Genomic DNA, 20,215 nt, shown 5'->3' on the forward strand with positions numbered 1-20,215 from the left:
ATGGTTCATCGTACCCATCCGTGCCGGGTGGGCGTCGCGGGCGCGGGAATGGCGCGGTACAGGCGAGGAACGGGTGACCACGCCGGGCGCTGTTGGGACTACGGTGGAGGGGTGCACGAGGAGCCGATCGACCCGTTCAACGGTGACCCCGCCGATCCCTCCGCCGGCCTCGACGACCCGGGCGAGGAGGCCGACCTCGACCCGCTCAGCGAGGTCGAGCGGCAGGACGTGCTCGAGGACCTCGCCGACCTGGAGATCTACCAGGCGCTGCTCGGCCCGGTCGGGGTACGCGGCCTCGTCATCGAGTGCGAGGACTGCCGTGAGCCGCACTACTTCGACTGGGACCTGCTCCGGGGCAACCTGCGACACCTGCTCAACTCCGGCCGGCCCCGGGTGCACGAGCCGGCCTACGATCCCGACCCGGACCACTACGTCAGCTGGGAGTACGCCCGAGGCTACGCCGACGGCGTGCACGACACCCTGACCGAGACCGCCGAGGAGAACGACGGCGAGGCCGAGACGCCGCGCTGAGCGGGTCGCCCCGCGACCGGCTGCCGACAGCCCCGGAGCATCTGGTCGGCTCCGGACGGAGTCGGTCAGGCGACCAGGCCGGCGCGGAAGCCGGCCGCCACGGCGTGGGCCCGGTCCCGGGCGCCGAGTTTGCGGAACAGCCGCCGGGCGTGGGTCTTCACGGTGTCCTCGGAGACGAAGAGCTCCCGGCCGATCTCCGCGTTGCTCTTCCCGTCCGCCATCCCGACCAGCACCTGCATCTCGCGCTCGGTGAGCACCGGCCGGCGTGGTGCTACCGGGCGACCGGTGCCGTCCGTGCCGTCGCCGCCGCGCGGCTGCTGCCCGGCGGCGCCGCCGGGCCTGTCCGGGCCGCCCTGCTCCGCCGGGTACGCCGGCCCCGTGCCGCCCGGGGGAGCCGGCTCGGTCGGGGCGTTGGGGTCGTCGCCACGCTGGGCGGGCACCATCGCCGGCCCGGTCGGCTGCTCCCCGCCCGTCTCGCCGGTGCCGACCCGCGACTCCGGGTCGTCGCGGCGGCGTACCGTCGACTCGTCCGCCGTCGGGCGACCGCCGCCGGATCCGTCACCTGCCGGGTTTTCCGGTCGCGGTCCGGTCGGTGCCCGCACCGCGCTGCCCAGCCGCTGCCCGGCGCCCGGATGGCCACCCGCGTCGCCGGACTCGCCGCCGCGCCCGGCGCCGACCGGGCCGCCCGCCTGGCCGCCGGCCAGCGCGCCACCGGCCAGCGTGGCACCGCCCCGGCCGGATCTGCCGCCGAGCAGCAGGATCGCCTTCGCGACCACGCTCACCAGGTCGTGGTCGCTGCCCTGGATCAGTCCCCGGGCGCCGGCCGCGATGGTCGCCGCGGCGACCCCGGGATCCTCGGTGCCGAGCAGCAGGATCGCCGCTCCGGGCGACCGGGCCAGGACCCGCCGGGTGAAGCCGACGCTGTCCGGACGGGTGAGCGCGGTGTCCGCGAGCACGACGTCCGCCGGCCGCTCGGCGAGCCGGAGCATGGCCTCGGGATCGGACACCGCGGTACGGACCGCGGCGGCCAACCCCAGCCGGGCCGCCGCTGCCGCGACGTTCTGGGCCGCGAGCGGGGTCCGGACGCAGACAAGAACGGTGCGCACGGTGCTCTCCTCTCCGCAACGAGGAGACCACGCCGTCGAATGATCATGATGAGTTTCCCCGGATGAACCACAAACTTTTTGGACGATTCGCCGCACCGATCGGCTTCGTGGCCAGAAGTTCGCGATCAAGTACGTGTGAGTCGTCCGTGCCTGGGGTAACGGGACCCGTGGTCGGAACGGTGCGCCTGCGCGGCCCGCCGCCCGGATCCCGACCGGAGCGTTTCTCGCGGTGCCGCGCGGAAGGAGGGTGCTGATGTCGAACGTACGCAGGCTGCCTGGACCCATCGTCGATCTGTGGGAGTGGCAGCGGCTTGGCGCCTGCCGGGGCCGGGACAGCGCCCAGTTCTTCCACCCGGACGGCGAGCGCGGCTCGTCCCGCAACCGCCGGGAGGCCAACGCCAAGGCGGTCTGCGGAGCCTGTCCGGTTCGGGCCGAGTGCGCCGCCCACGCGCTCGCCGTACGCGAGCCGTACGGGGTGTGGGGTGGTTTCAGCGAGTCCGAGCGGCTCCGGCTGCTCGCCCTCGGCTGGGAGGACCTCGCCGACCGTCGAGGGCACCGGGTCGACATCGCCCGCCTGGAAGCCCGACTCGGCCGACCCTTCCGTTCGACGGTGCCGATGCAACGGTCGGCCTGACCGCGACGGGCCGACCACCGCGACGGGCCGGCCGGCGCCGCCCCTGCGGAGGGGACGGCGCCGGCCGATTCCTTCGCTCGATCAGGTGGTGGCGGGGTTGCTGGCGGCCGGGATGTCGGCACAGCCGCCGTACCTGTGGTCGGCGAGGAGGTTCGCACCGGTGGCCGAGTTCCTCACCCACCAGGACGAACCGTCAGTGCAGTCACGCCGGTACAGCGCCAGATCGGTACGCCCGTCACCGGAGTAGTCACCCGGCGCGGGGATGTCCGCACACCCGCCGTATTTGTGATCGGCGAACAGCTGGGTGCCCGACACCGGCTTCACCCACCACGACGACCCCTCGGCGCAGTCACGCCGGTACAGCGCCAGGTCCGTACGCCCGTCACCGTCGTAGTCCCCCGGCGCGGGAATGTCCGACGCACCGCCGTACCTGTGATCGGCCAGCAACTGGGTACCCGACACCGACTTCACCCACCACGACGAACCCGTCTGAGCGTTCCGCCGGAACAACGCCAGGTCCGTACGCCCGTCACCGTCGTAGTCACCCGGGGCGGGAACGTCCTCGCACCCGCCGTACCTGTGATCGGCCAACAACTGCGTACCCGACGCGGCCTTCACCCACCAGGTCGAACCGTTGACACAGTCACGCCGGAACAACGCCAGGTCCGTACGCCCGTCACCGTCGTAGTCACCCGGGGCGGGAACGTCCTCGCACCCGCCGTACCTGTGATCGGCCAACAACTGCGTACCCGACGCGGCCTTCACCCACCAGGTCGAACCGTTGACACAGTCACGCCGGAACAACGCCAGGTCCGTACGCCCGTCACCGTCGTAGTCACCCGGGGCGGGAATGTCCGACGCACCGCCGTACCTGTGATCGGCCAACAACTGGGTACCCGACACCGACTTCACCCACCACGACGAACCCGTCTGAGCGTTCCGCCGGTACAGCGCCAGATCCGCCCGGCGGTCGCCGTCGTAGTCCACCGCCGCGCCCGAGTGGCCGCCCCAGGCGGCGGCCGCGATCTTCGCCCCGTCGCCGGCCTGCTCGCCGTAGCGCTCGGGAAACGCGGAGATCTGCACGGCCTGGCACACTTCACCCACCGGCCTGGTGAGCCAGCTGTTGTTCGGGAACTTGCGCAGCATCGCGCCGAGGAACGCGTTCGTGGCGTACACCGGGTCGAGGATCTGGCTCTCCGTGCCCCAACCCTGGCTGGGGCGCTGCTGGTAGAGGCCGAGGCTGTCCCGGTCGCCGTGGTTGAGGTTCTGGATACCGCTCTCCACGATCGCGGTGGTGATGGCGAGGGTGGCGGCGTGGGACGGCAGGCCGCGGTTCTTGACCGTCAGCACGATGACCCGGACGCAGGCTGCCCGGCTGGCATTGAAGCTCTGGGACATGGTGCGCGTCAGAGTTGGCTTGACGCGAGCGGCGAACTCCGCGTCCGCGCTGGTCGGTGCGGCGGAGGTGCAGTCCGGGACGACCGCCGCCCGGGCGGCGGGCGGCTGGACCACGAGGGTGCCGAGAATTGCCAGCGCCGTGAGCACGGCGTAGCGGACGACTTTCATGCGGGGCTCCTTGTCGGACCGGGGGGATTCAGCCGGGTGCAAGGGGGCCGGGCCACCCCGTCGACGGGTGGCCCGGCGAATCAGGTGGTGGCGGGATTGCTGGCGGCGGGAATGTCGGCACAGCCGCCGTACCGGTGGTCGGCGAACAACTGCGCACCCGACGCCGAATCCTTCACCCACCACGTCGAACCATTCGCACAGTCCCGCCGGAACAACGCGAAATCAGCCCGCCCGTCACCGGAATAGTCGCCCGAAACCGGGATGTCCGCACAACCGCCGTATTTGTGGTCGGCGAACAACTGGGCGCCCGTCGCACTCTTCACCCACCACGACGAACCATTCGCACAGTCCCGCCGGAACAACGCCAGATCAGCCCGCCCGTCGCCGTCGTAGTCACCCGAAACCGGGATGTCCGCACAGCCACCGTATCTGTGGTCGGCGAACAACTGGGCCCCGGTGGCGAGCTTCACCCACCACGACGAACCGTTCGTACAGTCCCGCCGGAACAACGCCAGGTCAGCACGCCCGTCGCCGTCATAGTCACCGGGCACCGGGATATCGGTCGAACCGCCGTACTTGTGGTCGGCGAACAACTGGGCGCCCGTCGCACTCTTCACCCACCACGACGAACCCGACTGGGCATCCCGCCGGTACAGGGCCAGATCGCTGCGTCCGTCGGCGTCGTAATCACCCGGCACGGGGATGTCGGCACAGCCACCGTATCTGTGGTCGGCGAACAACTGGGCCCCGGTGGCGAGCTTCACCCACCACGACGAACCGTTCGTACAGTCCCGCCGGAACAACGCCAGGTCAGCACGCCCGTCGCCGTCATAGTCGCCAGGCACCGGGATATCGGTCGAACCGCCGTACTTGTGGTCGGCGAACAACTGGGCGCCCGTCACACTCTTCACCCACCACGACGAACCCGACTGGGCATCCCGCCGGTACAGGGCCAGGTCACTGCGACGATCGCCGTCGTAGTCGACTCCGGCGGTCCTGCCGCCGCCCCCGTTGCGCCACTCCGCCACGGTCTCGCCCCGGAGTACGCTCAGCAGGGCCCGCTTGTTCTCCATGCTGGTGACCTTGTCCCGGTCCTCACTCAGATGGATGTGCCAGAGGTGCGACTGGTCCGACGAGACCGCGCGGTCGTACCGGAAGTCCCAGCCCTCCACGGCGCTGTCGTTGTCAGCCTGCCCGTAGAACTCCCGCCACCCGTCCAGGCGAGGATCGTTGGAGTCCCTGCCGGAGGCCAGCAGCCGGCTGGAGAACCGGGCGATGTTGCTGTAGTCGGCGGCGAGGGCCTGGCTGCCCGGAGCGCCGCTTCCGTCGACCTGTCCGGAATGGTCGCTGTCGGCGGAACCCTCGACCTCGATCGCCACCTGCCCGGCGGCAAGAAGGCCCTGGGCCTCGGGAAAAGTCCAGTCGTACGCGGCGGCTTTGTCGGACGGCCCTCCCTTGTCCTCGGCATCCCGCACCGAGTAGTCGTTCGAACTGTTCGCCGCGCGAGTGTTGTGGTAGCCGGGCTTGTTGGCGTAGATGCCGCCGTTCTGCGTACCGGGATCCAGCTTCAGCAACTCCTGCATCAGCCACCAGGAAGCGTCCGTGATCCTGGCCGGATTCGGATTGGCGGCGGCAGGTGCGGCCGGAACCAGGACGATTCCAACGGGCAGCACCATCGAGGCGACTGCGACCAACCCGCGTAGTACCCTCAGTTTTGGCACCCCTGCCGACACAGGCTCGCCTGTCGATGAACGCACCGTATTTCCCTCACCCTCGTATGGTGTTCGGAGATTTCGGTTCCCGGACGTCGGGCCGCGAGTCGGATAAAGCTCCCCGCAAGACGGCTCCGGATGCGCTGCCGCGAAACGGGACCCCCGAGGGGGCGCCCGCTTCCGTGATTCCGGAGAATCATGGCCCGGGCGATCAAATACGTCAATGCCAACCCGTGCCGGGCGGTTGAACATCCGTGCCAGTCGTCGCCGCCGGCGTCATCCGCACCGTCGGCGGGCGTCGCCCAGGGATCCCGCCCGCCCCGGTTCACCGCCCTCGGGGCGCCGATACGCCGACACCGGCCGGTCGGACGCTCTGGTGTAGCCGACGGTAGGCCAGTGGACTCATCCCGACGCCGGAGGTGAAGAGCCGGGTGAAGTGTCCGCCGCTCGGGAATCCCCATCGGGCGGCGATGGCCTGGATGGGGAGGCCGGCAAGCTCGGGGTCGGCGAGATCGCGGCGACAGCGATCGAGCCTGCGGCGGCGGATCCAGCCGGCGACGGTCTGCCCGTCGGCCTCGAAGAGGCGGTGCAGGCTGCGCAGGGAGATGTGATGAGCAGTGGCGATCACCGCGGGCGACAGCGCCGGGTCGGCGAGTCGGGACTCGACGAAGGTCAGCATCTGCCGGTAGGTGGCCTGCTGCCGGGTCTCGTACGGGAGCGTGGCGCCCAGTTCGAGCCGGTGGGCGGAGACGGCCGCGACGAGGTCGAGGGTGACGGCCCCGAGCCGGATCGCGTCGGCGGGCGCGAGCCGGTCCACATGTCGGGCGAGGCCGGTGAGATGGTTGGCGAGTACAGCACCGAGGGGAACGTGCCGCGGGTCCAGGCAGGTCCCGTACAGCCGTCTCGCCTTGTCGACCGGGATCGGTAGGAGCGCGTGGGGGACCCGCACGGTCAGGGCGACGCCGCCCCTACCGCCAGGATCCTCCGCATATCTGATGTCGTGCGGACTCGACGTGTCGAGGAAGCTGAGCTGGCCGGGGCCGGGCACGCTGGTGTTGCGGTTCTGCTCGACAAGACCGCTGCCGAGCAGAACCATGTTGATCTTGTAGTACTCGGCGTCCGAGGATCGGATCATCCTCCGGGTACGCGCCATGCGCAGCGACGGGAGCGTGTAGACGGAGAAGTCGATGGCACCGAGGCAGACGGTCCGGACCGACGCGATGAAGTCGGCCGGTCGCTCGGACCAGACCTGCACCCGTCCCAGTGACATGGACAACATCTCGCGCCAGTGGTCGAGCCGCTCCGCTGGCGGCTTGTCCCGCGTGCTCATCACGAACTGGCCGTCCCGCATACCGCACCCCCGTGCCGTCCCCGTGACGGTCACCACCGACGCGCCGGCGAGCGGTAGCCGAGGTAACCCGGAGAGACAATCTAGGCACCGCGAAGGTCTTCGATGGTGTACGGAAGGTGTCACCGACATGGCCGGCAGGAGGCCAACAGGTGTCACTCCGGGACGGCGCCTGGAACGGAACCGCCGACCGGCTGCTCAGGAGACGGTGACCCGGACCGTGTGCCAACCGGTGGCGCCGTCCGGAGCGACCGGACGGGACTGGCCGGTCTGCACCGCGCCGGTGGCGTCCGTCGCCCGCACCCGCAGGGTGTGCTCGCCCGGGTCGGCGGTCCACCGCCAGGACCACTGCACCCAGGTGTCGGTCGAGGCCGCCGGGGCCAGCGTCGCCGGTTGCCAGTCTCCGTCGTCTACGCGTACCTCGACCTGCCGGATCCCCACGTGCTGCGCCCATGCCACCCCGGCGACGGCGACCTCGCCGGCCGACAGTTCCCGGCCCGCCCGTGGGGTGTCGATCCGTGACTGCGTCTTGATCGGCCCCCGCGCCGACCAGCCCCGGGGCACCCAGTAGGCGTCGAAGTCGGCGAAGCTCGTCAACTCCAGTTCGACGAGCCACTTGCAGGCCGAGACGTAGCCGTACAGGCCGGGCACCACAATCCGGACCGGAAAGCCGTGTTCGATCGGCAGCGGTTCGCCGTCCATCCCGACGGCCAGCATCGCGTCCCGGCCGTCGGTGAGCAGCGCGGTCGGGCTGCCACAGGTCCAGCCGTCGGCGGAGCGCCCCACCACCTGGTCCGTTCCGTCCAGTGGGCCGGCCTCGGCGAGCAGCGGGCCCAGTGGCACGCCAAGCCAGCGGGCGTTGCCGATCAGGTCACCGCCGACCTCGTTCGAGACGCATGCCAGGGTGATGTGGCGTTCCATCATTGGCCGGGCAAGCAGGTCGGCATAGCTCAGCGTCATCGGATTGCGGACCCGGCCGGTGATCCGCAGCCGCCATGTCTCCGGGTCCACCCGCGGCACCACGAGCGCGGTGTCGATCCGGTAGAAGCTCCGGTTCGGCGTCACGTACGGCGACAGCCCCGGCACCGCCGGATCGACCCCGGCCGGCACCGGCCCCGCCGCGCTGGCCGGAGCAGGCAGCCTGACGGCCTCGCGGGCGGCCGAGACACCCCGGCGGGTCGAGAGCCAGCGCCCGCCGAAGCCGCCGACCGCCGCACCGCCGAACGCCAGCCCGACCCCGGTGAGGAACCGCCGCCGCGCGTACTCGCCCGGATGTGCGGCAACACCGCCGTCCGGAGGCGTCGGCACGGCCAGTGACCGGCCGAGCGGGCCGGCTACGAGGAGCCAGAGCACCCCGGCCGCCAGTCCGGCGCCCACCAGCGACGGCAGCGCGGCAACCGGGCCGGCTCCGGGACGGGTGAGCGCCGCCAGCACGCCGACCGCGCCGAAGAGGGCGATCCCGGCGTACCCGAGGAACACCGAGCGGAGTGCGACCAGCCCGACCATGGCGGCGAAGACGGCCAGCAGCAGCGAGGTGCCGACCAGCAGAGCGATCTTGTCGTAGACGTAGAAGACGTCGACGGCGAACTGTTTGAGCGGTGGTGGCGCCAGGTCCACCACGACGCCGCCGACCGCGACCAGCGGTGCGGAGCGTGGCCCGGTGAGCACCGCCACGGCCTCGGCCGCGCCGAGGGCGACCGCCGCGGCGGCCACCCCGGCGAGCGCGCCGAAACGGCGAGCCGGAACGCCACGCCGGATCGGGACCATTGCCGGCTCCGCTCGGATCTGCCGGGGGCTCGCGTCCATCCGACAAGTGTTCACCGGCCGCGCTCGTGCCGGGAAGTCGCGTCAGGGGTTCGTAAGACCGGCACCGCGGTGTTTCCGGTACGGGCGCCGCGGAGTTACCGCCGCCCGGCCGACCAATTGGTCGGCCGGGCGGAGCGGATCGGCCCGGATCCAGCCGAAGCCGGTCGGAACCCCGGACCGGTCAGAAGCATGGACCGGTCAGAAGCCCGGACCGTGCTGGTGGCCGTGCCCGTGGCCGTGGCCGTGCCCACCGGCGGCGGCCGGCTCGGCCTTCTCCGGCTTCTCCACCACCAGGCTCTCGGTGGTCAGCAGCAGCCCGGCGATCGACGCCGCGTTGGTGACCGCGTTGCGGGTCACCTTCACCGGGTCGACGATGCCGGCCTTGGCCAGGTCCTTGTACTCGCCGGTGGCGGCGTCGAGGCCGGTGCCCCAACCCTGCTCGGCGACCTTCTGCACGACCACGTAGCCGTCGTGCCCGGCGTTCTGGGCGATCCACCGCAGCGGCTCGACCAGCGCCTTGCGGACGATCGAGACGCCCACCTTCTCGTCGCCGGTCAGCCCGAGGTCACCGTCGAGCGCCGAGGCGATCTGCACCAGCGCGGCGCCGCCGCCCGGCACGGTACCCTCCTCGACCGCGGCCTTGGTCGCGGCGATGGCGTCCTCGATGCGGTGCTTGCGCTCCTTCATCTCGACCTCGGTCGCCGCACCGGCCTTGATCACCGCGATGCCGCCGGAGAGCTTGGCCAGCCGCTCCTGGAGCTTCTCCCGGTCCCAGTCGGAGTCGGAGGCCTCGATCTCCTTGCGGATCTGGCTGATCCGCTCGGTGACGTCGTTGTCCCGGCCCCGGCCGTCGATGATCGTGGTGTTGTCCTTGTCGACCACCACCCGGCGGGCGGTGCCGAGCACCTCGACGCCGACCGAGTCGAGCTTGTAGCCCAGCTCGGGGGCGACCACCTCGCCGCCGGTCAGGATCGCCATGTCCTGGAGCATCGCCTTGCGCCGGTCGCCGAAGCCGGGCGCCTTCACCGCGCAGACCTTGACGGTCTTGCGGATCGAGTTGACCACCAGGGTGGAGAGCGCCTGCCCCTCCACGTCCTCGGCGACGATCAGCAGCGGCTTGCCGCTCTGCAGGACCTTCTCCAGCAGCGGCAGCAGCTCCTCGATCGAGGAGATCTTCTGGGTGGTGATCAGGATGTACGCGTCCTCGAGCACCGCCTCCTGCGACTCCGTGTCGGTGACGAAGTTCGGCGAGACGAAGCCCTTGTCGAACTGGAGGCCCTCGGTGACCTCCAGTTCGGTGGCCAGGGTCGAGCCCTCCTCGACGGTGATCACACCGTCCCGGCCGACCTTCTCCATCGCCTCGGCGATCAGGTCGCCGATGGTGGCGTCCTGGGCCGAGATCGTCGCCACGTGCGCGACCGACTCCCGGCTGCCCACCTCGACGGCCTTCTCCAGCAGCGCCTCGGAGATCTTCGCGGCGGCCAGGTCGATGCCCCGCTTCAGCGCGGCCGGCCCGGCGCCGGCGGCCACGTTGCGCAGGCCCTCCCGGACCATCGCCTGGGCCAACACGGTGGCGGTGGTGGTCCCGTCGCCGGCGACGTCGTTGGTCTTGGTCGCCACCTCCTTGACCAGCTGCGCGCCGAGGTTCTCGTACGGGTTGGTGAGTTCGATCTCCTTGGCGATGGTCACGCCGTCGTTGGTGATCGTCGGGGCACCGAACTTCTTGTCCAGGACGACGTTGCGCCCGCGCGGGCCGAGAGTGACCTTGACCGTGTCCGCGAGCGTGTTGACACCGTGCTCCAGCAGGTGCCGGGCGTCATCCGAGAAGCTCAGAATCTTCGCCATTGTGTTAACAGGGTCCCTTCACGCAGCGCTGCCCCGGCCCGGCAGGGCCGGTCCGGGGCAGCGTCACTGAAATCAGTCAGATCACTTCTCGATGACGGCGAGGACGTCGCGGGCGGAGAGCACCAGGTACTCCTCGCCGGCGTACTTGACCTCGGTGCCGCCGTACTTCGAGTAGATGACCGTGTCGCCGACCTTCACGTCAACCGGGATCCGGTTGCCGTCGTCGTCGAAGCGGCCGGGGCCGACAGCGAGGACGGTGCCCTCCTGCGGCTTCTCCTTGGCGGTGTCGGGAATCACGATGCCCGACGCCGTGGTCGTCTCAGCCTCGTTCGCCTGGACCAGGATCCGGTCCTCGAGCGGCTTGATCGCAACCTTGGTCGCGGTAGTCACGGGCATACCCTCCTGGGGTACTGGTTTCTGTGCCGGCCGGCGAGCCGACCAGCGTCAATCTGCCACATGCCACCGGGCGGGGCCGTCGTCGCGGGTGCCGGTCCGCCTGGCGTTCAACTCCCGGACAACCGCCCGGAAGCTGGCACCCTCGGTTTGAGAGTGCTAACCGCAGGTTATGCCGGCGGCTAGCACTCCGTCAAGGAGAGTGCCAACCCGACACGCCCTTTCCCGGCGTCGGCCGGCACAATGCTGCGGTGGACCTGGAGCAGTTCGCCGCGCTGCGTACCCCGGAAGGGGGAACCGCGCTGGCCGCCGCCGCCGAACTGGCCGACGGCGACCCGCTGGCCGCGGCGGCGGCGCTGCGCGCGGCCGGGCTGCCGGCCGGGCTGGCCGCCGCCGCGCTGACCCAGGCCGGGCTGCGCCGCCGGGCGGTGCCCAAGTTCGGCCCGGAGGCCGCCGGGATGTTCTTCACCCGGGCCGGGCTGGAGCAGGCCACCCGGGCCGTCGTCGCCGCCCGCCGGGCCGCCCGGCTGCGCGCCGCCGGGGTCGGCACGCTCGTGGACCTCGGCTGCGGCCTCGGCGCCGACGCCATCGCCGCCGCCCGCGCCGGCATCCGGGTGTACGGCGTGGAGGCCGACCCGCTCACCGCGGCGATGGCCGCCGCGAACGCCGGGGCGGCCGGAGTGGCCGACGCCTTCACGGTCACGCTCGGCGACGCGACGCGGTTCGACGTCACCGCCGTGCAGGGGCGGCCGGTCGACGCGGTGTTCTGCGACCCGGCCCGGCGGCGGGCCGGCACCGGCCGGCGGATCTTCGACCCGGCCGCCTACTCGCCGCCCTGGGACTTCCTGCTCGACCTGGCCGGCCGGGTGCCCCGGACGGTCTTCAAGGTCGCCCCCGGGATCGACCACCGGCTGCTGCCGGCGGGTGCCGAGGGCGAGTGGGTGAGCGTCGACGGCGACCTGGTCGAGGCGACCGTCTGGTCCGGCCCGCTCGGCTCCGGCCCGCTCGGCACGGTGCCGCGCCGGGCCACCCTGCTGGTCGGGTCGGCGGTACACGAACTCACCGGCGACGGCACCCGGCCGGCGCCGGTCGGCCCGCTCCGGCGCTACCTGTACGACCCGGACCCGGCGGTGGTCCGGTCCCACCTGGTCGCCGAGTTCGCCGGTACGGTCGACGGCACCCTCGCCGACCCCGAGATCGCGTACGTCTACGCCGACACCGCCCAGCCCACCCCGTACGCCCGGTGCCTCGAGTTGGTCGAGGCGCTGCCGTTCTCGCTGAAACGGCTGCGCGCCCGGCTGCGGGAGCTGGGGGTCGGCCGGGCGGAGATCCTGAAGCGGGGCTCGGCGCTGGAGCCGGAGCGGCTCCGCCGCGACCTGCGGCTGGCCGGCGGTGCGGCGATCAGTCTGGTGCTGACCCGGGTCGCCGGTGCACCCACCGTGCTGCTCTGCCGTCCGGTGCCGGCCCCCGACCTGACCGCGTCGAGCGGGTAGGCTGCGCGGTCGTGGCAGGCAGGGGCACACCGGCGACCGCGCTGCTGACCCGGCAGCGGGTCGCGCACACCCTGCATCCGTACGACGTCGCGCCGGAGACCCCGAACTACGGCGCCGAGGTGGCGGCGGCGCTCGGCGTGGCGCCGGAGCGGGTCTTCAAGTCGCTTGTCGCCAGCGTCGACGGGGTGCTGACGGTGGCGGTGGTGCCGGTGACCGGGGAACTCGACCTCAAGGCACTGGCGGTCGCGGTGGGCGGCAAGCGGGCGACGCTCGCCGACCGGGCACTGGCCGAGCGCACCACCGGCTATGTCCGGGGCGGCATCAGCCCGCTCGGACAGCGCAGGGCGTTGCCCACCGTGCTGGACGCCTCGGCCGAGCGCTTCCCCACCGTCTACGTCTCGGCCGGCCGCCGGGGGCTGCAACTCGAACTCGCTCCGGCCGACCTGATCCGGCTCACCTCCGCCACCACCGCGCCGGTCGCCGCACCCTGACCCGCCGGTCGCCGCACCCTGACCCGGCCGGCTCCGTGCGCTGACCGGGCGGGCTCCGCGACCTGAGCCGACCGGCTCCGTGCGCTGAACCGGCGGTTCAGCACCGCGTGCCGTGCCCCGGCCCGCCGGGCTCGCAGCCGGGTTGCCACATTTCCGGCTTATTGCCACCAGCCGATGCCGGGATGTCCCTCACGTTGCTGAATTGTTATCCCCAGCAACAAACTCGTGGCCTCGGTGACCTTGCCCGAACGACTTCCCGCGAAATACGTTGCCGGACACAACAAAAGTGAGGCGGGCGGTCGCCGCAGCCCACCTGACCCGCCGCCGGACCGGCATCCGGCGGAGACGCTCGGGGCAGCCCAACGGGGGGAGGCCACCGGGCAGCACGGCGACCCGTTCCGGTGTACCACCGCTGAACCCGAGACACCACACCCACCCCGAAAGGACCCGTGCAATGCGCAGAGGGATCCTCACCATCGCTGCCGTGGGGCTGCTGACCACGGGCGGGCTCGCCGCCTGCGGTGACGACGCCGGCGACGGCGGCGGCAAAGCCGCCGAGCCGAAGATCGGCGTCATCCTTCCGGACAGCGCCTCCTCGGTCCGCTGGGAGACCGCGGACCGCAAGTACCTGCAAGAGGCGTTCGACGCCGCCGGCGTGAAGTCCATCATCCAGAACGCCCAGGGCGACAAGGCACAGTTCCAGACCATCGCCGACCAGATGATGACCGAGGGCGTCAACGTCCTGATGATCGTCAACCTGGACTCCGGCACCGGCAAGGCGGTCCTGGACAAGGCCAAGAGCCAGGGCGTACTCACCATCGACTACGACCGGCTGACCCTGGGCGGCTCCGCCGAGTACTACGTCAGCTTCGACAACGAGGCGGTCGGCAAGCTCCAGGGCGAGGGTCTGGTCAAATGCCTGACCGACAAGGGTGCCAAGAACCCGGTCATCGCCGAGCTGAACGGCTCGGAGACCGACAACAACGCCACCCTGTTCAAGAACGGCTACGACAGCATCCTCCAGCCCAAGTACGACGCCAAGGAGTACGTCAAGGGGCCGGACCAGTGGGTGCCCGCCTGGGACAACACCCAGGCCGGCACGATCTTCGAGCAGATGATGACCCAGCAGAACGGCAAGATCGACGGCGTACTGGCCGCGAACGACGGGCTGGGCAACGCGGTCATCTCCGTGCTGAAGCGGAACAAGCTCAACGGCAAGGTCCCGGTGACCGGCCAGGACGCCACCGTGCAGGGTCTGCAGAACATCCTCGCCGGTGACCAGTGCATGACCGTCTACAAGGCGGTCAAGAAGGAGGCCGACGCCGCCGCCGAACTGGCGATCGCGCTGGCCAAGGGCGAGCGGAAGGACGCACCCACCACGGTGAAGGACCCGGAGGGCAACCGGGACGTGCCGGCGGTGCTGCTCGAGCCGAAGGCCATCTACAAGGAGAACGTCAAGGACGTCGTCGACGACGGCTACGTCAGCAAGGCGGAACTCTGCAAGGACGCCTTCGCCGCCGCGTGCGCCGAGGCCGGCCTGAGCTGACCCGAGTACGACACTGGGCTCGATCGGCCCGCCGCGGACGCCGCCCGGTACGGAACCATCCGTGCCGGGCGGCGTCCGCGCCCCGCAGACGACTGGACCGGACCCGTGATCGGTTACCCCGCGATCGGCACCCGCGACCGGACACCCCGTGTAAAGGAGACCAACCCGTGTCCGCGACACCCCTGCTGGAACTGCGCGGGATCGACAAGAGCTTCGGTCCCGTCCAGGTCCTCCGCGACGTCGACCTCTCGGTCAACCCCGGCGAGGTGACCGCACTCGTCGGCGACAACGGCGCCGGCAAGTCGACCCTGGTCAAATGCGTCGCCGGAATCCACTCGGCCGACGGCGGCCAGATCCTCTTCGAGGGCCGGCCGGTACAGATCCACAACCCCCGGGACGCCGCCACCCTCGGCATCGAGGTCGTCTACCAGGACCTCGCGCTCTGCGACAACCTCGACATCGTGCAGAACATGTTCCTCGGTCGGGAGAAGCGCAGCGGCCTCGTCCTGGACGAGCCGACGATGGAACAGATGGCCGCCGAGACCCTCGCCGGGCTCTCCGTACGGACCGTGAAGTCGCTGCGGCAGCACGTCTCCAGCCTCTCCGGGGGGCAGCGCCAGACCGTTGCGATCGCCAAGGCGGTGCTCTGGAACAGCCGGCTGGTGATCCTGGACGAGCCGACCGCCGCGCTCGGCGTGGCACAGACCGCCCAGGTGCTCGAACTGGTCCGGCGGCTGGCCGACAACGGCCTCGCCGTCGTGCTCATCTCGCACAACATGAACGACGTCTTCGCCGTCTCCGACCAGATCGCCATGCTCTATCTCGGCCAGATGGTCGCGCAGCTGCGCACCAGCGACGTCACGCACGCCCAGGTGGTCGAGCTGATCACCGCCGGGCGCAGCGGCGGCCTCGGGCTGACCGCCGAGAACGGCAACGGCAACGGCAACGGCAGGCACGACACCCCACCCACCACCGAGACGACGAGTGCAGGAGCCGACAGATGAGCGCCGCCCCCACCACCACCGTGGTGCCGCCGGCCGAGGTGCCGGGCGCACCGGTGCCCACGGTGGGCAGCCACTTCCGGGACTACCTCGCCCGGGTACGCGGCGGCGACATGGGCGCGCTGCCCGCCGTACTCGGTCTGATCGTGCTCTGCGCCGTCTTCACCGCGCTGCGCCCGAACTTCATGACCGAGGGCAACTTCGCCAACCTCTTCACCCAGGGCGCGGCGGTGATGCTTATCGCCATGGGGCTGGTCTTCGTCCTGCTGCTCGGCGAGATCGATCTCTCGGCCGGCTTCGCCAGCGGAGTCTGCGCGGCCGTACTCGCCCAGCTGGTCACCCTGCGGGGCTATCCCTGGTGGGTCGCGGTCGCCGCCGCGATCGTCACCGGCGTGGTGATCGGGCTGGTGATCGGCTTCCTGGTGGCCAAGGTCGGCATCCCGTCCTTCGTGGTCACCCTCGCCGCCTTCCTCGCCTTCCAGGGCATCGTGCTGCTGCTGATCAAGGGCGGCACCAACGTCTCGGTCCGGGACAGCGTGCTGGTGGCGATCGCCAACCGGAACATGCCGCCGTGGCTCGGCTGGGCGCTGACCCTGCTCGGAGTGGCCGGCTACGCCGCGGTGCAACTGCTGCGGCACCGCAACCGCAGCACACTCGGGCTGGTCACCGAACCGCTCGCCGTGGTGCTGATCCGGATCGGCGGGCTGGCGGTGATCGTCGGCACGGCGGTGTACCTGCTCAACCAGGAGCGCAGCCGCAACGCGCTCGTCTCGCTCAAGGGCGTGCCCATCGTCGCACCGATCATCGTGGTGCTGCTCGTCGCGCTCACCTTCGTACTGCAACGCACCGCGTACGGCCGGCACGTCTACGCGGTCGGCGGCAACCGGGAGGCGGCCCGCCGGGCCGGCATCAACGTGGACCGGATCCGGATCTCCGTCTTCGTGATCTGCTCCTCGATGGCGGCGATCGGCGGCATCGTGGCGGCCAGCCGGGCCACCTCGGTCGACGCCAACACCGGAGGCAGCAAGGTCCTGCTCTACGCGGTCGGCGCGGCGGTCATCGGCGGCACCAGCCTCTTCGGCGGCAAGGGCCGGATCGTGGACGCGGTGCTCGGCGGGGCGGTGATCGCGGTCATCGACAACGGGATGGGCCTGCTCGGCCGCAGCTCCGGTTTCACCTTCGTGGTGACCGGCCTGGTGCTGCTGCTCGCCGCCAGTGTGGACGCGTTGTCCCGACGGCGGGCCGCCGCGAGCGGTAACCGATAAGGGGCGGCATGCGCGCGGGGCCGAGCCAGGAGGAGATTCGCCGGCAGAATCTCGGCGCGCTGCTGCGGTACGTGCACATCCACGGCGCCACCTCCCGGGCGGAGCTGACCACCTCGCTCGGGCTGAACCGCAGCACCATCGGCGCGCTCACCGCCGAACTGGCCGCCGCCGGCCTGGTCAGCGAACGGGCACCCCGGGAGACCGGGCGGGCCGGACGACCGTCGCTCGTCGTCCGGCCCGAGTCCGGGCGGGTCTTCGCGTACGCGTACAGCATCGAGGTGGACCGGCTGCGGGCCGCCCGGATCGGGCTCGGCGGAAAGGTGCTGGACCGTCGGCAGGCCGAACGGCCGCCGGGGCTGTCCGCCGTGGAGTGCCTGCCGCTGCTGGCCGGCTTCGTCAAGGAGATGCACCAGGCGGTGCCGGACGGCTCGGTCTACGTCGGTAGCGGCGTGGCGGTCTGCGGGCGACTGCGCCGCTCGGAGGAGGCGGCGCACCTCCGGCCGGCGAGCACCGCCTGGGCCGGCAGCGGCGAGTTGGACAGGCCGCTGGCCGAGGCGCTCGGGGAACTGCTGCCGCAGGAGCGGCCCGTGCTGGTCAGCAACGCCGCCGACGCGAGCGCGGTCGCCGAGCACGCCCGGGGCGCCGCCAGCGGCCACGACGACGTCGTCTACCTGCACCGGGACGTCGGAATCGATGCCGGGATCATCGTGGGTGGGCGGCGGCTGACCGGGCAGGGCGGGTACGCCGGGGAGGTCGGGCACATGGTGGTGAACCCCGGCGGCAGCCCCTGCGACTGCGGCTCGTACGGCTGTTGGGAGACCGAGATCGGCGAGTACGCCATGCTCCAGGCCGCCGGCCGCGGTGGCGCCGCCGGTCGGGAGGCCGCGCTGCGGGTGGTCGACGCCGCCGCCCGGGGGGACGCGAACGCCCAGGCGGCGATCCGGCAGGTCGGCGACTGGCTCGGTTTCGGCGTGGCGAACCTGGTGAACATCTTCAACCCCGGTGTGGTCATCTTCGGCGGCACCCTCCGGGACGTCTACCTCGCGGCGGCGGCCCGGGTACGCAGCCGACTCAACTCGCTGGCCCTGCCCACCCCGCGCGAGCAGGTACGGCTGCGTACCCCGCAGCTCGGCGAGGACGCCGCACTCGTCGGTGCCGCCGAACTGGCCTTCGAGCACCTGCTCGCCGACCCCCTCGACGCGGGCTGAGGCGGGCGTACGCTGTCCGGCGTGGACGGGGAACTGCGTGCCTCCGACGTCGACCGGCAACGGGTCGTCGCCGATCTGCAACGGCACACCGAGCAGGGACGGTTGAGCCTGGACGAGTTCTCCGAGCGGGTCGGCGCGGTCTGGTCCGCGCGTACCCTCGGCGAGCTGGCCACCGTCGTCCGGGACCTGCCGGCGGCGCCGGAGACCGCCGGGTCGGCCGGTGCCGGCGGCAACGCCGGAGGCCGCCCGGAGCTGCTTGTCGTCTTCGCGGTCGCCGTCGCCACCCTGCTGCTGCTGGCGGTCTTCATAGAGGTCACCCGCTGACCGGCGCCCCGGCCGGCGCCGACTCGGGGGTGACCGGCGGGCTCGGTGGCCGGTCGAGTTCGCGCCAGACCGGCATCACGAACGGCAGCAGCGTTACCAGCAGGTAAGCCGTCCCGAAGAGCAGGCAGGCCACCGGCAGCCGCAACCCCTGCACGGCCAGCCCGGCGAGCAGCCCGCCCAGCGGGATGCCGGCCCAGGCCGCGGCGTGCACCAGCCCGAGCACCCGGGCCCGGAGCTGCTGCGGAATCCGCTCGAAGCTGACCGCGCCGAGGATCGGGTTGACCGCCGCGATGGAGACCCCGGCGACGAACGAGACCAGATAGACCACCCAGAGCCGGTCCAGTACGGCGAGGGCGACGAACCGGGGCGCCCCGGCGAGCAGGAACCCGACGGCGAAGACGGCGAACCGGGGCACCCGGTCGGCCACCACGGTGAAGACCACGTTGCCGAGTACCGCCCCCAGGGCGAAACTCGCGGTGAGCAGGCCGAGCGCGGTCGACGACCGGACCACCTCGCTGGCCCAGACCGGCGCGAGCACCGAGGTGTACGCCGCGTCGGCCAGGTTGGTGACCAGCAGCATCAGCACGATGCCGTGTACGAGTCGGTCCCGCCGCAGATAGCGCAGACCGGAGCGGAGCGCGACCAGATAGGGCTCCCGCTCCGGTGCCGGGGACGGCGGGCCGGATTCCGTCGCGGCTGCCGTGCCGGCGAGCGTCTGCGGCACGGTGACGGCGAGCAGCACCGCTCCGGCCAGGAAGGTCCCCGCGTCGAGGAGCAGCACCAGCGGGGCGTCGAGCACGGCGATCAGCAGCCCGGCGAGCGGCGCACCGAGCAGGGTGCCGAGCCGGCTGAGCCCGTCGTGGATGCTCGTCGCCCGGGTGATCGGCAGGCCCGCCGCCGCAACGGTCTCCGGGAACACCACCCGCTTGGCGGTGTCGCCGAACCCGCGCAGCAGCCCGACGACCGCGACCAGGCCGACGAGCGCGCCGAAGGAGAGCCGGTCGGCCAGGTGCAGCAGCGGAACGCCGGCCAGCGCCGCCGCGCTGCCGAGGTCGGCCAGCACGCTTGTGCGGCGGGCGCCGATCCGGTCGATGAGCGGCCCGCCGAGCGCGCAGGCGAGCACGTACGGCAGCATCTCGGCGAACGCGACCACCCCGGTCCGGGCGGCGCTGCCGGTGAGCACCAGGGTGAACCAGGGCAGTGCGACCATGCTCATCCGGCTGCCGACCAGGGAGATCCACTCAGCGACCAGCAGTCCCACCAGTGGCCGGCGCTCCCGGTCCATCAGGCCGCCCCCGTCGACTCGCCGCCGCTCTCCGATGACGGACCAGTCTCCGGGCCGTCGTCGCCGGTCCGGACGAAGGGCATCAGCTGTGCCTGCACCACGAACGGCTCGGCGTCCGCCGGTGCCGCCACACCCGGCTCGTCCCGCCGGTAGCGTCCGATCAGCTCGTGCAGGCCGGCGGAGAACTCCCGCGCCTCGGCCGGGGTGAGCCGGAGTTGCCAGTTGCTCAGGGTGGACACCCCGCTCCACTCCTCCGGCAGGCGGGGCAGCTCGTTCAACCACCGGTCGACCCGCTCCGCGTAGAGCGCGGCGACCGCGCGCAGGTACGTCTCGACCTCCGGCTGTGCGTCCCGGCCCACCTCGCGGTCGAGCCGGGTGTTCCGGTGCACGGCCCGCCACCACCGTTCCCGGCCGGCACCGCGCTCCGGCTCCTCGACCACGAAGCCGTACTGGGCGAGTTGCCGCAGGTGGTAGCTGGTGGCACCGGTGGACTGGCCGAGCCGTTCGGCGAGCAGGGTGGCGGTGGCGGGCCCGTGCTCGCGCAGCGCGTTGAGCATCCGCACCCGCAGCGGGTGGGCGAGGCCGCGCAGCGAGGTGGCACTCAGCCGAACTTCATCCCTAGACATGTTTGCAACGCTAAGCTTGCAAAGATTTCTTTGCA

General features: G+C 71.6%; 18 protein-coding genes and 1 pseudogene. 9 read left to right on the forward strand and 10 right to left on the reverse strand.

Translation table 11 applies throughout. The features are described 5' to 3' along the window. Nucleotides 1-111 precede the first annotated feature (111 nt). Complete coding sequence (locus ACN28A_RS08370; RefSeq protein WP_278064192.1) at nt 112-531, forward strand: DUF5319 domain-containing protein; 420 nt, start codon at nt 112-114, stop codon at nt 529-531. A gap of 65 nt (nt 532-596) precedes the next feature. On the opposite strand, the gene ACN28A_RS08375 is transcribed toward ACN28A_RS08370, so the two are convergent. Then, nucleotides 597-1,637 (reverse strand): LuxR C-terminal-related transcriptional regulator, encoded by a 1,041-nt coding sequence (locus ACN28A_RS08375; protein WP_421393873.1) that lies wholly within the window; start codon nt 1,635-1,637, stop codon nt 597-599. 253 nt (nt 1,638-1,890) lie between these two features. Here ACN28A_RS08375 and ACN28A_RS08380 point away from each other — a divergent pair, with 253 nt between their 5' ends. Continuing rightward, nucleotides 1,891-2,271 (forward strand): WhiB family transcriptional regulator, encoded by a 381-nt coding sequence (locus tag ACN28A_RS08380; protein ID WP_421393874.1) that lies wholly within the window; start codon nt 1,891-1,893, stop codon nt 2,269-2,271. A gap of 81 nt (nt 2,272-2,352) precedes the next feature. On the opposite strand, the gene ACN28A_RS08385 is transcribed toward ACN28A_RS08380, so the two are convergent. The 7 genes and pseudogenes from ACN28A_RS08385 to groES all read right to left on the reverse strand — a co-directional run bounded on the left by ACN28A_RS08385 (nt 2,353) and on the right by groES (nt 10,944). Continuing rightward, nucleotides 2,353-3,837, reverse strand: a complete 1,485-nt coding sequence (locus tag ACN28A_RS08385; protein WP_421393876.1) for an FG-GAP repeat domain-containing protein — start codon at nt 3,835-3,837, stop codon at nt 2,353-2,355. Nucleotides 3,838-3,917: 80 nt separating this feature from the next. Next, nucleotides 3,918-4,865 (reverse strand): FG-GAP repeat domain-containing protein, encoded by a 948-nt coding sequence (locus ACN28A_RS08390; RefSeq protein ID WP_421404243.1) that lies wholly within the window; start codon nt 4,863-4,865, stop codon nt 3,918-3,920. Continuing rightward, nucleotides 4,851-5,120: pseudogene (locus ACN28A_RS08395) on the reverse strand (hypothetical protein); the annotation flags it as partial. The gene ACN28A_RS08390 and the pseudogene ACN28A_RS08395, both read right to left, overlap by 15 nt. Nucleotides 5,121-5,874: 754 nt before the next feature. Then, complete coding sequence (locus tag ACN28A_RS08400; protein ID WP_421393879.1) at nt 5,875-6,900, reverse strand: helix-turn-helix domain-containing protein; 1,026 nt, start codon at nt 6,898-6,900, stop codon at nt 5,875-5,877. A gap of 195 nt (nt 6,901-7,095) precedes the next feature. Beyond that, nucleotides 7,096-8,664: a molybdopterin-dependent oxidoreductase gene (locus ACN28A_RS08405; RefSeq protein ID WP_421404245.1), complete on the reverse strand. Its 1,569-nt coding sequence runs from the start codon at nt 8,662-8,664 to the stop codon at nt 7,096-7,098. A 237-nt stretch (nt 8,665-8,901) separates the two neighbouring features. After that, nucleotides 8,902-10,548, reverse strand: a complete 1,647-nt coding sequence (gene groL / locus ACN28A_RS08410; protein WP_421393882.1) for a chaperonin GroEL — start codon at nt 10,546-10,548, stop codon at nt 8,902-8,904. Between the two features lie 81 nt (nt 10,549-10,629). Beyond that, nucleotides 10,630-10,944, reverse strand: coding sequence for a co-chaperone GroES (groES, locus tag ACN28A_RS08415; protein WP_199187625.1), 315 nt, complete (start codon nt 10,942-10,944; stop codon nt 10,630-10,632). Nucleotides 10,945-11,192: 248 nt separating this feature from the next. Between groES and ACN28A_RS08420 the strand changes: the two genes are divergently transcribed. From ACN28A_RS08420 to ACN28A_RS08450, 7 genes are all read left to right on the forward strand, one after another. Further along, the gene (locus ACN28A_RS08420) at nt 11,193-12,434 is read left to right on the forward strand and encodes a THUMP-like domain-containing protein (protein WP_421393883.1); all 1,242 of its coding nucleotides are present in this window, start codon (nt 11,193-11,195) and stop codon (nt 12,432-12,434) included. Between the two features lie 11 nt (nt 12,435-12,445). Then, complete coding sequence (gene ybaK, locus ACN28A_RS08425) at nt 12,446-12,925, forward strand: Cys-tRNA(Pro) deacylase (protein ID WP_421393885.1); 480 nt, start codon at nt 12,446-12,448, stop codon at nt 12,923-12,925. A gap of 454 nt (nt 12,926-13,379) precedes the next feature. Next, nucleotides 13,380-14,471 (forward strand): sugar ABC transporter substrate-binding protein, encoded by a 1,092-nt coding sequence (locus tag ACN28A_RS08430; RefSeq protein WP_421393887.1) that lies wholly within the window; start codon nt 13,380-13,382, stop codon nt 14,469-14,471. Between the two features lie 167 nt (nt 14,472-14,638). Next, nucleotides 14,639-15,475 (forward strand): ATP-binding cassette domain-containing protein, encoded by an 837-nt coding sequence (locus ACN28A_RS08435; RefSeq protein WP_421393888.1) that lies wholly within the window; start codon nt 14,639-14,641, stop codon nt 15,473-15,475. Continuing rightward, nucleotides 15,472-16,737 (forward strand): sugar ABC transporter permease, encoded by a 1,266-nt coding sequence (locus ACN28A_RS08440; RefSeq protein WP_421393889.1) that lies wholly within the window; start codon nt 15,472-15,474, stop codon nt 16,735-16,737. The genes ACN28A_RS08435 and ACN28A_RS08440 overlap by 4 nt, the downstream gene beginning before the upstream one ends. Before the next feature lie 8 nt (nt 16,738-16,745). After that, on the forward strand, nt 16,746-17,945 hold the full coding sequence (locus tag ACN28A_RS08445) for an ROK family transcriptional regulator (RefSeq protein WP_421393890.1): 1,200 nt from the start codon (nt 16,746-16,748) through the stop codon (nt 17,943-17,945). A 21-nt stretch (nt 17,946-17,966) separates the two neighbouring features. Beyond that, complete coding sequence (locus tag ACN28A_RS08450; protein WP_421393892.1) at nt 17,967-18,269, forward strand: DUF1707 SHOCT-like domain-containing protein; 303 nt, start codon at nt 17,967-17,969, stop codon at nt 18,267-18,269. On the opposite strand, the gene ACN28A_RS08455 is transcribed toward ACN28A_RS08450, so the two are convergent. Next, entirely contained in the window at nt 18,259-19,554 is a 1,296-nt protein-coding gene (locus ACN28A_RS08455; RefSeq protein ID WP_421393894.1) for an MFS transporter, read from the reverse strand. The genes ACN28A_RS08450 and ACN28A_RS08455 overlap by 11 nt on opposite strands. Then, nucleotides 19,554-20,180 carry an ArsR/SmtB family transcription factor gene (locus ACN28A_RS08460; protein ID WP_421393896.1) on the reverse strand — a complete coding sequence of 209 codons (627 nt, stop codon included), beginning with the start codon at nt 20,178-20,180 and terminating at the stop codon, nt 19,554-19,556. The genes ACN28A_RS08455 and ACN28A_RS08460 overlap by 1 nt, the downstream gene beginning before the upstream one ends. Nucleotides 20,181-20,215: the final 35 nt, after the last annotated feature.

The sequence above is a fragment of the Plantactinospora sp. WMMB782 genome, assembly GCF_049179135.1.
Classification (GTDB): Bacteria; Actinomycetota; Actinomycetes; order Mycobacteriales; family Micromonosporaceae; genus Plantactinospora.